This window comes from Pseudomonas sp. S2_E01 (assembly GCF_054668365.1).
On the sequence record NZ_CP162762.1, the window covers coordinates 5,572,956 to 5,587,446 of the forward strand.

General features: G+C 59.0%; 15 protein-coding genes. 11 read left to right on the plus strand and 4 right to left on the minus strand.

What is annotated here, in order from left to right; translation table 11 throughout:
• Positions 1-11 precede the first annotated feature (11 nt).
• Both prlC and AB4O36_RS25690 read left to right on the plus strand, forming a co-directional pair.
• Positions 12-2,090 carry an oligopeptidase A gene (prlC, locus tag AB4O36_RS25685; RefSeq protein ID WP_460140574.1) on the plus strand — a complete coding sequence of 693 codons (2,079 nt, stop codon included), beginning with the start codon at positions 12-14 and terminating at the stop codon, positions 2,088-2,090.
• Complete coding sequence (locus AB4O36_RS25690) at positions 2,087-2,374, plus strand: YheV family putative zinc ribbon protein (protein ID WP_460119284.1); 288 nt, start codon at positions 2,087-2,089, stop codon at positions 2,372-2,374. The genes prlC and AB4O36_RS25690 overlap by 4 nt, the downstream gene beginning before the upstream one ends.
• A 44-nt stretch (positions 2,375-2,418) precedes the next feature.
• Here AB4O36_RS25690 and AB4O36_RS25695 read toward each other — a convergent pair whose 3' ends face one another.
• Both AB4O36_RS25695 and AB4O36_RS25700 read right to left on the minus strand, forming a co-directional pair.
• Positions 2,419-3,060: a dual specificity protein phosphatase family protein gene (locus AB4O36_RS25695; protein WP_460119286.1), complete on the minus strand. Its 642-nt coding sequence runs from the start codon at positions 3,058-3,060 to the stop codon at positions 2,419-2,421.
• Positions 3,061-3,219: 159 nt separating this feature from the next.
• Positions 3,220-3,525, minus strand: a complete 306-nt coding sequence (locus AB4O36_RS25700) for a hypothetical protein (protein WP_460140575.1) — start codon at positions 3,523-3,525, stop codon at positions 3,220-3,222.
• Positions 3,526-3,749: 224 nt separating this feature from the next.
• Here AB4O36_RS25700 and AB4O36_RS25705 point away from each other — a divergent pair, with 224 nt between their 5' ends.
• The 3 genes from AB4O36_RS25705 (at position 3,750) to AB4O36_RS25715 (ending at position 7,401) form a co-directional block, all read left to right on the plus strand.
• Positions 3,750-4,808, plus strand: a complete 1,059-nt coding sequence (locus AB4O36_RS25705; RefSeq protein ID WP_460140576.1) for a PA0069 family radical SAM protein — start codon at positions 3,750-3,752, stop codon at positions 4,806-4,808.
• Positions 4,809-5,052: 244 nt separating this feature from the next.
• Entirely contained in the window at positions 5,053-5,784 is a 732-nt protein-coding gene (locus AB4O36_RS25710) for a carbonic anhydrase (RefSeq protein ID WP_460140577.1), read from the plus strand.
• Positions 5,785-5,874: 90 nt separating this feature from the next.
• Entirely contained in the window at positions 5,875-7,401 is a 1,527-nt protein-coding gene (locus AB4O36_RS25715) for a SulP family inorganic anion transporter (RefSeq protein ID WP_460140578.1), read from the plus strand.
• A gap of 52 nt (positions 7,402-7,453) precedes the next feature.
• On the opposite strand, the gene AB4O36_RS25720 is transcribed toward AB4O36_RS25715, so the two are convergent.
• On the minus strand, positions 7,454-8,095 hold the full coding sequence (locus AB4O36_RS25720; protein ID WP_460119295.1) for a hypothetical protein: 642 nt from the start codon (positions 8,093-8,095) through the stop codon (positions 7,454-7,456).
• 371 nt (positions 8,096-8,466) lie between these two features.
• Here AB4O36_RS25720 and coxB point away from each other — a divergent pair, with 371 nt between their 5' ends.
• From coxB to AB4O36_RS25740, 4 genes are all read left to right on the plus strand, one after another.
• Positions 8,467-9,594 carry a cytochrome c oxidase subunit II gene (coxB, locus tag AB4O36_RS25725; RefSeq protein ID WP_460140579.1) on the plus strand — a complete coding sequence of 376 codons (1,128 nt, stop codon included), beginning with the start codon at positions 8,467-8,469 and terminating at the stop codon, positions 9,592-9,594.
• Between the two features lie 82 nt (positions 9,595-9,676).
• The gene (gene ctaD, locus AB4O36_RS25730; RefSeq protein ID WP_460119299.1) at positions 9,677-11,263 is read left to right on the plus strand and encodes a cytochrome c oxidase subunit I; all 1,587 of its coding nucleotides are present in this window, start codon (positions 9,677-9,679) and stop codon (positions 11,261-11,263) included.
• A gap of 117 nt (positions 11,264-11,380) precedes the next feature.
• Positions 11,381-11,932: a cytochrome c oxidase assembly protein gene (locus AB4O36_RS25735; protein ID WP_460140580.1), complete on the plus strand. Its 552-nt coding sequence runs from the start codon at positions 11,381-11,383 to the stop codon at positions 11,930-11,932.
• 25 nt (positions 11,933-11,957) lie between these two features.
• Positions 11,958-12,845 carry a cytochrome c oxidase subunit 3 gene (locus AB4O36_RS25740; RefSeq protein WP_460119303.1) on the plus strand — a complete coding sequence of 296 codons (888 nt, stop codon included), beginning with the start codon at positions 11,958-11,960 and terminating at the stop codon, positions 12,843-12,845.
• A gap of 64 nt (positions 12,846-12,909) precedes the next feature.
• Here AB4O36_RS25740 and AB4O36_RS25745 read toward each other — a convergent pair whose 3' ends face one another.
• On the minus strand, positions 12,910-13,113 hold the full coding sequence (locus tag AB4O36_RS25745) for a twin transmembrane helix small protein (RefSeq protein ID WP_460140581.1): 204 nt from the start codon (positions 13,111-13,113) through the stop codon (positions 12,910-12,912).
• 69 nt (positions 13,114-13,182) lie between these two features.
• On the opposite strand from AB4O36_RS25745, the gene AB4O36_RS25750 reads away from it, so the two are divergent.
• Together AB4O36_RS25750 and AB4O36_RS25755 are read left to right on the plus strand one after the other, a co-directional pair.
• A complete protein-coding gene (locus tag AB4O36_RS25750; RefSeq protein WP_460140582.1) occupies positions 13,183-13,923 on the plus strand; it encodes an SURF1 family protein in 741 nt (246 codons plus the stop codon).
• A complete protein-coding gene (locus AB4O36_RS25755; RefSeq protein WP_460119307.1) occupies positions 13,889-14,482 on the plus strand; it encodes a hypothetical protein in 594 nt (197 codons plus the stop codon). The genes AB4O36_RS25750 and AB4O36_RS25755 overlap by 35 nt, the downstream gene beginning before the upstream one ends.
• The last annotated feature ends 9 nt before the right edge of the window (positions 14,483-14,491 follow it).

Genomic DNA, 14,491 nt, shown 5'->3' on the forward strand with positions numbered 1-14,491 from the left:
AAGATGGCTGCATGTTTCTTCCAGCCAAGGTGTCAACCGTGAGCGTGAACAACCCTCTTTTGCAGTCCTACGACCTGCCGCCGTTTTCCGCCATCCGTGCCGAACACGTGCAACCGGCCATTGAACAGATCCTGGCTGACAACCGCGCCGCTATTATCGAGATCCTCAAGACCCAGGGCAAACAACCGACCTGGGCCGGCCTGGTACTGGCGATGGATGAACTCAACGATCGCCTGGGCGCAGCGTGGAGCCCGGTCAGCCACCTCAATGCCGTGTGTAACAGCGCCGAACTGCGTGAAGCGTATGAATCGTGCCTGCCGGCCCTGAGTGCCTACTCCACTGAGCTGGGCCAGAACCGCGAATTGTTCGAAGCCTTCCAGGCCCTGGCCAACAGTCCCGAGGCCGCCGGTTTCGACGTGGCGCAAAAAACTATCCTGGAACATTCCCTGCGTGACTTCCGCCTGTCGGGTATCGACCTGCCGGAAGCCGAGCAGAAGCGTTATGCCGAAGTGCAGAGCAAGCTCTCGGAACTGGGCAGCCGCTTCTCCAACCAGTTGCTCGACGCCACGCAAGCCTGGACCAAACACGTGATCGACGAAGCCGCCCTCGCCGGCCTGACCGATTCGGCCAAGGCACAGATGGCCGCAGCCGCCCAGGCAAAAGGACTGGAAGGTTTCCTGATCACCCTGGAATTCCCCAGCTACTACGCCGTGATGACGTACGCCCAAGACCGTGCCCTGCGTGAAGAAGTCTACGCGGCGTACTGCACCCGCGCGTCGGACCAAGGCCCGAATGCCGGCCAGAACGACAATGGCCCTGTCATGGAAGAGATCCTCGATCTGCGACAGGAGCTGGCCAAACTGCTCGGGTTCGCCAGCTTCTCCGAGTTGAGCCTGGCCACCAAAATGGCCGAGTCCAGTGATCAGGTGCTGAGTTTCCTGCGCGACCTGGCCAAGCGCAGCAAACCCTTTGCCTCACAGGACCTGCAACAGCTCAAGGCCTACGCCGCCGAGCAGGGTTGCCCGGACCTGCGAAGCTGGGACAGCGGTTTCTACGGTGAAAAACTGCGCGAACAGCGCTACAGCGTGGCCCAGGAAGCTCTGCGCGCCTACTTCCCGATCGACAAAGTGCTGAGCGGCCTGTTTGCCATCGTCCAGCGCCTGTACGGCATCGAGATCACGGAGCAAAAAGGTTTCGACACCTGGCACCCGGATGTGCGCCTGTTTGAAATCAAGGAAAACGGCCAGCATGTCGGTCGCTTCTTCTTTGATCTCTACGCGCGCGCCAACAAGCGTGGTGGTGCCTGGATGGACGGCGCCCGCGACCGTCGCCGCACGGCACAAGGTGCACTGCAAAGCCCCGTAGCCAACCTGGTGTGCAACTTCACCCCGGCCGACAGCGGCAAGCCAGCGCTGTTGACCCATGATGAAGTCACCACGCTGTTCCACGAGTTCGGTCACGGCCTTCACCACCTGCTGACCCGCGTAGAACACGCCGGTGTGTCCGGCATCAATGGCGTGGCGTGGGATGCGGTCGAACTGCCGAGTCAGTTCATGGAAAACTGGTGCTGGGAGCCGGAAGGCCTGGCGCTGATTTCCGGTCACTTCGAAACCGGCGAGCCCCTGCCACAAGACCTGCTGGGCAAGATGCTCGCCGCGAAGAATTTCCAATCCGGTCTGATGATGGTGCGCCAGCTGGAATTCTCGTTGTTCGACTTCGAACTGCACGCGACCCACGGCGATGGCCGCAGTGTATTGCAGGTGCTCGAAGGCGTGCGAGACGAGGTGTCGGTCATGCGCCCACCCGCGTACAACCGCTTCCCCAACAGCTTCGCGCACATTTTCGCCGGCGGTTACGCAGCCGGCTACTACAGCTACAAATGGGCTGAAGTGCTGTCAGCCGACGCCTTCTCCAAATTTGAAGAAGACGGCGTACTCAACGCCGAAACCGGTCGCGCGTTCCGTGAGGCGATCCTGGCACGCGGTGGTTCCCAGGAGCCGATGGTGCTGTTCGTCGACTTCCGTGGCCGCGCGCCTTCGATTGACGCACTGTTGCGCCACAGCGGCCTCAGTGAGGAAGCGGCAGCATGAGTGAGGTGCCTGTGAAGACAAAAAAACGCTTCATCGCCGGGGCGGTCTGCCCGGCGTGCAGCGAGCCGGATAAGCTCATGATGTGGAGCGAGGACAGCGTCCCGCATCGCGAGTGTGTGGCCTGCGGTTATACCGATACCCTAAATGAACAAGGGCTGTCGGTGCCGAAGGAGTTAGGGACGCGGGTCAACGTTTCAGCGCTGAAGGTGCCAGACGCCAAGGTTCAGGCGGTGCAGTTTTTCCCGAACCCGAAACTGAAGAAAAAGCCTGACGAGCAGCACTGATGCCCGGCATCGCCGCCACCGCGCATTGCGGTGGCGGGCGCCACTCATTCGACGTGGGCTGACTTGAACCAGTTTTTCATGGAGCACGCGGCAAACGGACTGGTGCTGCAATCCCCGTTGGCCAGCGCCGTGCGCAGTTTTTCCACGTCGGCCTGCATCATGTAACGGATACTGTCCTTGAAGTGCTTGTTGTCACCAAAGCCGCCCTCGGTCATTTCGCTCAGGGCATCTTCCTTGCTCCAACCTTGCACGACCACCCGATACATGGCGGCCATCAGGCCAGTGCGATCGGAACCATGTTTGCAGTGCATCAGCACTGGCCCTTTGGCTTCGGCCGTCTGGATCGTGCGCAGAGCCTTGATGACATCGGCATCGTCCACATGATTGGTACGATAAGGCAACTGAACACGTTCGATACCGGGCTTGGCCAGCCAACTGGAATCGGACTCCGGCAGGAAGTTGATCACAGTCGCAATGCCGAGCTTTTCCAATAGCGGCACCGCAGTACTGTCGGGTAGCGCGCTGCGATAAAGAGTCGGGGACATCTGGAAAAGGTTGTACCGGGCCTCGACCGGTTGGGCCCAATCCGAGGGGTGGGACACGACCGAGTCGTCAGCGACCGCGAACGTCAGGTTGAACAAGGCAACCAGCGACAGGCACATCGCGCAAATTGAACGTGAAGACATACTTGACGACCATGAAAGGATGATGGCGCCGATGTTGAGCCGTAAACGGTCAAAGGACCGTGAGCGTCCTGTCAAAAGATTGTGAACAGTAAAACTTTGGCGTGCTTACTTCAAAAACGAGCCTACATGAATTTCATGCAGGCTCGTTCGATAAAACTATCAAGGGTTGACGATTGCCGAATAAGCAGCGGCCAGGGCCAACAATTTTTGCCTGTCGTCATTATCGATATCGCCGTCACCGTCGATATCGCTCTTCAAATTCTTGATATCGAAGGAGCGGCCGCCATCGTCGGAGACCGCCGTCACGTAGACGTTATCTTCAAGGGTCTCCTTCACCTGCTCTATTTCTGGATTCCAAATCGACTCCTTGCGAGCAAGTTGCATAGAGACTTGTGCTTCCCGAGGATTGGTCGCACTGGGGGCCAATAGTTGTAAAAAGATACCGCGTTGATTAAAAAACGACATTCTTTAAGTTCCATTTAATAAGTGAATACACGACACCTCGTGCGAGCTGGATATTACTGATCAAGGTAACTTTCGAGCTATTCGCTTTATGTTTCCCAGAGTTGCAACGATCTCTCCATAACCAAGAGGACAACACACATCGGCAATGTGAAGTGCCAAACGGCACTGGCTGATTCGCACGACCTTCGATACTGTATAGACATACAGTTTTTGAGTGCTGCCCGATGAACACGCCTTTACCACCCCGCGGTCGCGGCACCGCCACCAACCCGCACAACCGATTCGCCCCGAACCGCTCGGTGACGCACGACGACGGCTGGTTTCAAGAAGCACCGGTCACTCAGGGCACCGAGGTGCAAATCGAGAAAGCGAAAACCATCATCACCCGTAACAACTCGCCTGACCTGCCCTTCGACCGCTCCATCAATCCCTACCGTGGCTGCGAGCACGGATGCATTTACTGCTATGCGCGGCCCAGTCATGCCTATTGGGATATGTCGCCCGGGCTGGATTTCGAAACCCGGTTGATTGCCAAGACCAACGCGGCCGAGGTGCTCGAAGAACAGTTGAGCAAGCGCGGCTACCAGTGCGCTCCGATTAACCTGGGCTCCAACACCGATCCTTATCAGCCGATCGAACGCGAGCACAAGATCACCCGCAAAACCCTGGAGGTACTGCTGCGGTACAGGCACCCGGTGACCATCATCACCAAGGGCTCGTTGATCCTGCGCGACCTCGATTTGTTGGCTGAACTCGCCGAGCAGCGATTGGTGGCGGTGATGATCAGCCTCACGACCCTGGACGATGAGCTCAAACGCATCCTCGAACCCCGTGCCGCCGCTCCCAAGGCTCGCCTTCGGGCTATTCGCGTGATGCGCGAGGCCGGGATTCCAGTGGGCGTACTGTGCTCGCCGATGATTCCGATGATCAACGACAGCGAGCTTGAAAACCTGCTGACCGACGCAGACGCGGCGGGAGCGCAAAGTGCGGCGTACATGATGTTGCGCCTGCCTCTGGAAGTGGCGCCATTGTTCGAGGAGTGGCTGGCGGCCCATTACCCCCAGCGGGCTGCCCATGTGTTGAGTCTGATCCGCCAGAGCCGGGGCGGAGAGCTCTACGACAGTCGATTTGGCAGTCGGATGCGGGGGGAGGGCCCGTTTGCCGACCTGCTGGCGCAACGTTTTGCCAAGACGATCAAACGTCTGGGGCTCAACCGTCGTGATGGTTTCAATCTGGACTGCGATGCCTTTTGTCCGCCGGGTCGCCAGATGTCGCTGATTTAAGGACAATAGGCCTATGGTTCATGAGTGGGAATGTATGAAAGATTCAGTCCGGTCACGCTTGGCGTGATCTGGAACACGCGTCCCAGAGCCTTTGATTCAGTTTGAGTTAAGTTTCAACGACTACCTTGTTCATCGAGTGACTGACGGGTCGAGATTTCTCACCTGGACGTTTTTTAAACAGCCACTGGCTTCACGCCGGACAAAACGGGAAAATCCCCCTGACTCCGCCAATGAGGAAGACTTCATGAGTGACAAGGATAAACAGCCGTTGGCTGCGTCGGTTTCGGCCTCACCCGAGGCAGAAAGCGCCGATGCAGCGCTGCAACACATCATTGACGGTTTTTTGCATTTTCATCACGAGGTTTTTCCGCAGCAGGAAGAACTGTTCAAAAAACTCGCCACGGCGCAAAAACCCCGGGCGATGTTCATTACCTGCGCCGACTCGCGCATCGTGCCTGAACTGATCACCCACAGTTCGCCGGGTGATCTGTTCGTCACCCGCAACGTCGGTAACGTCGTCCCGCCTTACGGCCAGATGAATGGCGGTGTTTCCACCGCCATCGAATACGCGGTACTGGCGCTGGGTGTGCAGCACATCATCATTTGCGGCCATTCCGATTGCGGCGCCATGCGCGCAGTACTAAACCCCGCCAGCCTGGAAAAGATGCCCACGGTAAAAGCCTGGCTGCAACATGCCGAAGTGGCGAAAACCATGGTGCACGACAACTGTAACTGCGCCGATGAAAACGAGACGATGCATGTCCTCACCGAGGAAAACGTCATCGCCCAATTGCAGCACTTGCGTACCCACCCCTCGGTAGCCTCGCGCATGGCGAACGGTCAGCTGTTCATTCATGGCTGGGTCTACGACATCGAAACCAGCAAGATCAAAGCCTACGATGCGGACCAGGGCGACTTCCTGCCGCTCGACGGCAGCCGACCGATTCCGGTGGCGACGCCCAAAGCGCGCTTCTAAATCCTCCTAAAAATCTGTGTGGTTTGATGCCGGCCGCTGTTTCAGCGGTCCGGCCTCGCCATGCCTGAAGAAAACTTCGGGAGAATCACCATGCGTGCAGCGCAACTCAAAGCTGTTCTGCCACGGGAGCTATTGGCTTCGGTGGTTGTGTTTCTGGTCGCCCTGCCCTTGTGCATGGGCATCGCCATCGCCTCGGGATTACCGCCGGCCAAAGGCCTTATCACTGGCATCATCGGCGGACTGGTCGTGGGCTGGCTCGCAGGCTCGCCGTTGCAAGTCAGTGGGCCGGCCGCAGGTTTGGCCGTGCTGGTGTTTGAGTTGGTGCGCCAGCATGGCATCGCCATGCTCGGACCCATTCTGTTGCTGGCCGGTTTGCTGCAACTGGTGGCCGGCCGACTGAAGCTGGGGTGCTGGTTTCGAGTCACGGCCCCAGCGGTGGTGTACGGCATGCTCGCCGGGATTGGCGTGCTGATCGTGTTGTCACAGGTGCACGTGATGCTCGACGCAGCGCCCAAAGCCTCTGGGCTGGATAACCTGGCAGCTTTTCCAGCAGCGCTGATTCAAGCGTTGCCGTCGGTTGGCTGGCAAGCGGGATTGCTGGGTCTTTCGACCATTGCCGTGATGTGGTTGTGGGAAAAATTCCGTCCGCATTCCCTGCGCTTCATTCCCGGCGCCTTGCTCGGCGTCGGCTTGGCCACGGGCGCCAGCCTGCTGCTGGCGTTGCATGTCAAACGGGTGGAGGTCCCAGCCAATCTGGCAGAGGCCATCGACTGGCTGAAACCGGCGGACTTGCTCAACCTTGCGGACCCGACGCTGCTGATCGCAGCCCTTGCCGTCGCGTTCATCGCCAGCGCCGAGACCCTGCTGTCCGCCGCGGCGGTGGACCGCATGCACAGCGGCCAGCGCTCGGACTTCGACCGCGAACTCAGTGCCCAGGGCGTCGGCAATATGCTCTGCGGCCTGTTGGGCGCATTACCGATGACGGGTGTAATCGTGCGCAGTTCGGCCAACGTCCAGGCAGGCGCCTCAACCCGTTTTTCAACGATCTTCCATGGCCTTTGGTTGCTCGCGTTCGTGTTGCTGTTGTCCAGCGTGCTTCAGAGCATTCCGGTGGCGAGCCTGGCAGGTGTGCTGGTCTACACTGGCTTCAAGTTGGTGGACTTGAAGGTCTTCAAGGGTTTGGGACGCTATGGCCGGATGCCGATGTTCACCTACGCGGCCACTGCCTTGGCGATCATCTTTACTGACTTGTTGACCGGCGTGCTGATCGGTTTTGGCCTGACCCTGGTGAAGCTGGCGCTGAAGGCTTCGCGGTTGAAGATTAGCCTGATCGACCTGCCCAGGGATGGAGAGATGGAATTGCGCCTGGTCGGCGCCGCGACCTTTCTCAAGGTACCGGCCCTCACGCAGGTGCTAGGGACCATCCCCGATGGCTCGAGAGTGCATGTTCCGCTCAACAACCTGAGCTACATCGATCACTCGTGCCTGGAACTGCTGGAAGAATGGGGACGGGCCAATGCGGCCAAGGGTTCGAAGTTGGTGATTGAGTCGCGGGGGTTGAAGCGCAGGCTGGAAGGGCGTGTGCGGACGAATACCGGAATAGGTTCGGCCGTATAAATAACCTGTAGGAGCGAGCATGCTCGCTCCTACAGGGGTTAGGGGTAAAGGCTCACGCCTCCAACTCAAGCCCCACACCCAGTCGGCGCGACATGCACGGCCAGCGCTTCCAGGCAGCGCCGGTGTCCGGGCTGCTGAGTTTTTCTCGGTAGACCTCTACCGACTCCAGCGCGAAGCTCTCGTCGTCGAGCATGCTCACGACCGCGTGGTGCACCACTTCGTCCAACTGGTTGGCAAAGGCCTCACCGATCAATTGGTGGGCAATGAGATTGGCAACCGTCATGTCCAAGGGGATCAATGGCTGGCCAAAATGCTTGATGTACAGGTCGTTGACCTCTTCGACGAACCGATGCGCCAGATAGGCTTCATCCAGCAGACTGTCCAGCCCGACATGCCCCGCCATGATATTGGGAGGTTGGAGGAAGTACTGCTCGGCAATTTTCAGTACCGGTTTGATCTGTGACTCGATACCGGCTTCCCTGGCGACTTCATTGGCTGCATCCAACAGATCCGGCACTTCATCGATGTAGGCAGCGACAAAACGCGTCAGCACGCCGTGGGCATCCGCTTCCGGCAATTGGATCGAAGGATGCAGTTGAGGCAGTTTGCTTTCCAGCTGACGCATCAGCAGACCGGTATCGGCTTCGTGTTGTTGGGCTTTTTGGATCTGCTCGCGCAATGCGGCGGTGTTCATGAATACTCCAGGAAACGAAGGCAATGAAATAGGGAAGACATAACTTAGCTGGGTGACCGAAACGCTTAAGACGCATTTGTCATAATTGTTTCATCGTTGAGACAGCAAAGTTATAACCATTTGCCACCACTCGTCTGCATCCTTCTCCATTCGGGACCTTCAACGCAAGTCCCAGCTGTTTCAGATGATTTACGCCCTGACATTGCGAGGTCCCACTCGCTGTCTATACTCGGGTTTGAATGGAGTTAGCTGATGACGCCCGACTGCCCACGCAGCAAGGCCCGGCGATTCAAGTTCGTAGTCTGATGCAGCCGCTCCCTTGCCGCAGGTGAAAGCCGGCGGGATAACAAGAACGATAAGGGGAACCCGCAATGATGCGACATCCACAAGTCTGGATGGGCCTCCTGTTGTGGTCGATTTTCAGTCCGGCACACGCCGCATGGACTGTGAATATGGCGCCTGGAGCGACTGAAATCAGTCACGCTGTGTTTGACCTGCACATGACCATTTTCTGGATCTGTGTAGCGATCGGCATCATCGTCTTCGGCGCCATGTTCTGGTCGATGATCCTCCACCGCCGCTCGACCGGGCAGGTGGCCGCAAAATTTCATGAAAGCACCACCGTCGAAATTCTCTGGACCATCGTGCCGTTCCTGATCCTGGTGGCGATGGCGATCCCCGCGACGGCCACCCTGATCAAGATGTACGACGCCAGTGAGCCGGATATCGATATCCAGGTCACCGGCTATCAGTGGAAGTGGCACTACAAATACCTGGGCCAGGATGTCGAGTTCTTCAGCAACCTGGCCACGCCCGCCGACCAGATCCACAACAAGGAAGCCAAGGGCGAACACTACCTGCTGGAGGTCGACAAGCCGCTGGTGTTGCCGATCGGTGCCAAGGTGCGCTTCCTGGTGACCTCTGCCGACGTCATCCACTCCTGGTGGGTGCCGGCCTTCGCGGTCAAGCGCGATGCGATTCCCGGGTTCGTCAACGAGGCCTGGACCCGCATCGACAAGCCTGGCATCTATCGCGGGCAGTGCGCCGAGCTGTGCGGCAAGGATCACGGTTTCATGCCAATTGTGGTCGAGGTCAAGGAAAAGGCCGATTACGAGAAATGGCTGGGCGAGCGCAAGGCAGAAGCGGCGCAACTCAAAGAGCTGACCTCCAAGGAATGGACCCTCGAAGAGCTCAAGGAGCGTGGCGACAAGGTCTATCACACCACTTGCGTGGCCTGTCACCAGGCCGAGGGCCAGGGCCTGCCGCCGATGTTCCCGCCACTCAAGGGGTCGAAAATCGCCACCGGACCGAAAGACGGCCACTTGAGCATCGTCTACCACGGCAAGCCTGGCACCGCGATGGCGGCGTTTGGCAAGCAGCTCTCGGAAGTCGATATCGCGGCGGTCGTGACCTATGAACGTAACGTCTGGGGTAACAACAAGGGCGACATGGTCACTCCTAAAGAAGTGCTGGAGCTGAAACAGGCGGAAAGCAAATGACACGGTCCATTGCGCATGTAAGCAACCGGTCGGGGCAACGCGCCCCGACCTGCCCAGCCCAACTGTTTGCAGGAGCCAAACCATGAGCGCCGTCATCGATGACCATGGTCATGCCGACCACGCCCACGGCCCCGCCAAAGGCCTGATGCGCTGGGTACTGACCACCAACCACAAAGACATTGGCACCTTGTACCTGTGGTTCGCGTTTTCCATGTTCCTGCTGGGCGGCTCGTTCGCGATGGTGATTCGCGCCGAGCTGTTCCAGCCAGGGTTACAAATCGTCCAGCCGGAATTCTTCAACCAGATGACGACCATGCACGGTCTGGTGATGGTCTTCGGTGCGGTGATGCCGGCCTTCGTCGGCCTCGCCAACTGGATGGTGCCGCTGATGATCGGCGCTCCGGACATGGCCCTGCCACGGATGAACAACTTCAGCTTCTGGCTGTTGCCAGCGGCGTTCCTGCTGCTGGTGTCGACATTGTTCATGCCTGGCGGCGGACCGAACTTTGGCTGGACGTTCTACGCTCCGCTGTCGACGACCTATGCGCCGCAAAGCGTGACCTTCTTCATCTTCGCCATCCACTTGATGGGGATCAGTTCGATCATGGGCGCGATCAACGTGATCGCCACCATCCTCAACCTGCGCGCCCCCGGCATGACGCTGATGAAAATGCCGCTGTTCGTCTGGACCTGGCTGATCACCGCGTTCTTGCTGATCGCGGTGATGCCGGTGCTTGCCGGGTGCGTGACCATGATGCTGATGGACATCCACTTCGGCACCAGCTTCTTCAGTGCCGCCGGTGGCGGTGACCCGGTGTTGTTCCAGCATGTGTTCTGGTTCTTCGGTCACCCCGAGGTGTACATCATGATCCTGCCGGCGTTCGGCGCCGTCAGCTCGATCATCCCGACCTTCTCGCGCAAACCGCTGTTTGGCTACACCTCGATGGTCTACGCAACGGCGAGCATCGCCTTCCTGTCCTTCATCGTTTGGGCGCACCACATGTTCGTGGTCGGCATCCCGTTGGTGGGCGAATTGTTCTTCATGTACGCCACGCTGCTGATTGCAGTGCCGACCGGGGTGAAGGTGTTCAACTGGGCCAGCACCATGTGGCAAGGCTCGCTGACTTTCGAGACGCCGATGCTGTTCGCGGTGGCGTTCGTGATCCTGTTCTCCATCGGAGGCTTCTCCGGGTTGATGCTGGCGATCGCACCGGCGGACTTCCAGTACCAGGACACCTACTTCGTGGTTGCGCACTTCCACTATGTGCTGGTGCCGGGGGCGATCTTCGGGATCTTCGCCTCCGCCTATTACTGGATGCCGAAGTGGACCGGCCACATGTACGACGAAACCCTCGGCAAGCTGCATTTCTGGCTCTCGTTCATCGGCATGAACATGGCGTTCTTCCCGATGCACTTCGTCGGGCTCGCCGGCATGCCGCGACGGATTCCGGACTACAACCTGCAGTTCGCCGACTTCAACATGGTGTCATCGATCGGCGCGTTCATGTTCGGCACCACACAACTGTTCTTCCTCTTCATCGTGATCAAGACCATTCGCGGCGGCCCGCCAGCACCGGCCAAACCGTGGGATGGCGCCGAGGGGCTGGAGTGGAACATTCCGTCACCGGCGCCGTATCACACCTTCACCACGCCGCCGGAAGTGAAATGAACATTGACTGCCTGACACTAACCCCTGTGGGAGCTGGCTTGCCTGCGATGAAGCTGACGCGGTGTGCCAGATACGCCGCCATCGCGGGCAAGCCCGCTCCTACAGGGATTTCTGACCATGGCTGACTCGATTTCGATGAAAAAACTGGTCACCCGCCTGTTGTTGGTAGTGGTGGCGATGTTCGTCTTCGGGTTTGCCCTGGTGCCGATCTACGACGTGATGTGCAAAGTGTTCGGCATCAACGGCAAAACTGCGGGGCAGTACGAGGGTGAGCAGATAGTCGACGCCTCGCGGCAGGTGCGTGTGCAGTTCCTGTCGACCAATTCCGCCGACATGTCCTGGGATTTCTACCCCAAACAGGATGAGCTGACGACCAACCCGGGCACGGTGAATGAAATGATCTTCATCGCGCACAACCCGACCGACCGCCCGATGAGCGCCCAGGCCGTGCCGAGCATTGCGCCCAGTACGGCGGCAGCGTATTTCCACAAGACCGAATGTTTCTGCTTTACCCAGCAAGTGCTGCAGCCCGGTCAACGGATCGAGATGCCGGTACGTTTCATCGTTGACCGTGACATGCCCAAGGATGTGAAGCACCTGACGCTGTCCTACACGCTGTTCGATATCACCGCCCGACATCCACCGGTTGCCGTAAACACTGGCGGTTGAGCGTGCCCGATAAGGAGAACAATAAATGGCAACTCATGAGCACTATTACGTACCGGCCCAGAGCAAATGGCCGATCATTGCCACGGTGGGCATGTTCGTCACCGTGTTCGGCCTGGCGACCTGGTTCAACGACCTGAAGGCTGCGCGTCCGGAGTCCCACGGCCCGCTGATCTTTTTCGTCGGCGGCCTGCTGCTGGCCTACATGTTGTTCGGCTGGTTCGGAGCGGTGATCAAGGAAGGTCGCGCGGGCTTGTACAGCGCGCAGATGGACCGTTCGTTTCGCTGGGGCATGAGTTGGTTCATATTCTCCGAGGTCATGTTCTTCATCGCCTTCTTTGGCGCGCTTTTCTACGTGCGCCACGTGTCTGGCCCTGCCCTGGGCGGCGAAGGCACCAAAGGCCTCGCCCATATGCTGTGGCCAGGCTTCGAGTTCACCTGGCCACTGCTGAACAACCCGGACTCCAAACTTTTTCCACCGCCCAAGGAAGTCATCAGCCCCTGGGGCCTGCCGCTGCTCAATACCGTGCTTCTGGTCAGCTCCAGCGTCACCGTGACCATCGCCCACCATGCCTTGAAAAAGGGCCATCGCGGCGCGCTGAAACTTTGGCTGGCGATCACCGTGCTACTGGGCTGCGCGTTCCTCGGTTTCCAGGCCGAAGAATACATGCACGCTTACAACGAGCTGGGCCTGACCCTGGGTTCGGGCATCTACGGCGCGACCTTTTTCATGCTCACCGGTTTCCACGGCGCCCACGTGACCATTGGCACCATCATCCTGTTCGTGATGCTGATGCGCATCCTGCGCGGGCACTTCGATAACGAACATCAGTTCGGCTTCGAGGCGGCGAGCTGGTATTGGCACTTTGTGGACGTGGTGTGGATCGGTCTGTTCGTTTTCGTTTATGTGCTCTGACAGCAGCTGCAGGCTTCGAGCTGCAAGCCTCAAGGTTGAAGCGCTTGCAGCTTGCAGATCGTAGCTACCACGAAACGTGGGACACCAACTGGCCGCTGAAAAAGCCCCAGGCGATCAAGCCGACGGTGATGGCGGCCAGGGCCACACGAACACTCAAGGCAATGACGAGGCGCTTTGAGCTGCTGTCGTCCTTGACCAGAAAAAACAGGCCGCTGAACAGGCTGACAACCGTGGCAATCAGCATCAGGACGATAGCTGCCTTGAGCATGGGGAAACTCCGGGGGAAGGCGATGCATTTGAGTATAGCTTTCGTGACCAGCTACTTTCTGGCGACGCCATGAAGCGCTTCCGGCCAGGCGTCGTACCGACACTGGTGGTTGCATTGCTGCTGCCGCTACTGGTGTCGCTCGGCTTCTGGCAATTGGGCCGTGGCGCGGAAAAAACCGCGCTGCTGAGCACCTATGCCGAGCGTCGTGCCGCGCAGCCCATGGCCAGCACTGAGCTGCAACATACGCAAGACCCGGCCTTTCGTCGCGTGCGCCTGCAAGGCCAATTCGATGCCGCCCATAGCCTGCTGCTGGATAACCGCCAACGCGATGGCAAGGTTGGCGTGGAATTGCTGCAACCGTTCCGGGACCAGGCCACCGGATTGTGGCTGCTGGTCAATCGTGGCTGGTTACCCTGGCCGGACCGGCGCACGCCGCCGCAATTCACCACGCCGACCCAGTCGCTGACGCTTGATGCCTGGGTCTATGTTCCGCCCGGCGCGACGTTTCAGTTACACGCCGATCCGACCAGCACCACCTGGCCAGAGCTGGTAACCGTTGTCGATCCCGCCAAACTCTGGACTGCCCTGGATCGTGAAGGCTTTGCCTACGAACTACGCGAAGAAGGCGGCCCAGCGGCCTACCGGGTCGATTGGCCGGTGGTCGCTCTTGGCCCGGAAAAACATATCGCCTACGCCGTGCAGTGGTTTGCCATGGCGATCGCCCTGCTCGGCCTGTTCATTTACCTCGGCTGGCACAACGCAAAGGAGAAACACCATGGGAGCGGCCATGAATCCACCCAGCATGTCTGAGGCAAAAAGACCGGTTAACCGGCGCAAGGGTCGCTTGCAGTTGTTGCTGATCCTGTTGGGGGTGATCGGTCCGATGATCCTCGCCACCGGCATGTACAAATTACAGTTCTGGGTGCCCGAGGGCCGCAGCTATCACGGCGAATTGATCGGAAACGGCCAGACACGCGCCGACCTTGGGGTGCAGGTGCAGGACGAGCGTTGGCAGTTGCTGGTAACGGCGCCCAAGGATTGCTCCGTGGATTGCCAGCAACTGGTGTATCTGGCGCGGCAGATCCAGATCGGCCTTGGCCGTGATGCCTCGCGTGCCAGCCACGCACTGGCGGTTGCGCAACCGTTGAACAGCGATTACGACGCCAAGCTGACCCGCGAATACCCGCAACTTCAACGCTACCCCATGGACCTGACCACATTCAGCAAATCCACCCACGAGCAGACCATGCCCCAGCTGTGGATCATCGACCCGCATGGCAATCTGGTGCTGCGCTACGACCCGACGGTGAAGGGCAAAGACCTGCTCAACGACCTGCGGCATCTGCTGAAACTGTCGAACATCGGATAAGGGCATCGT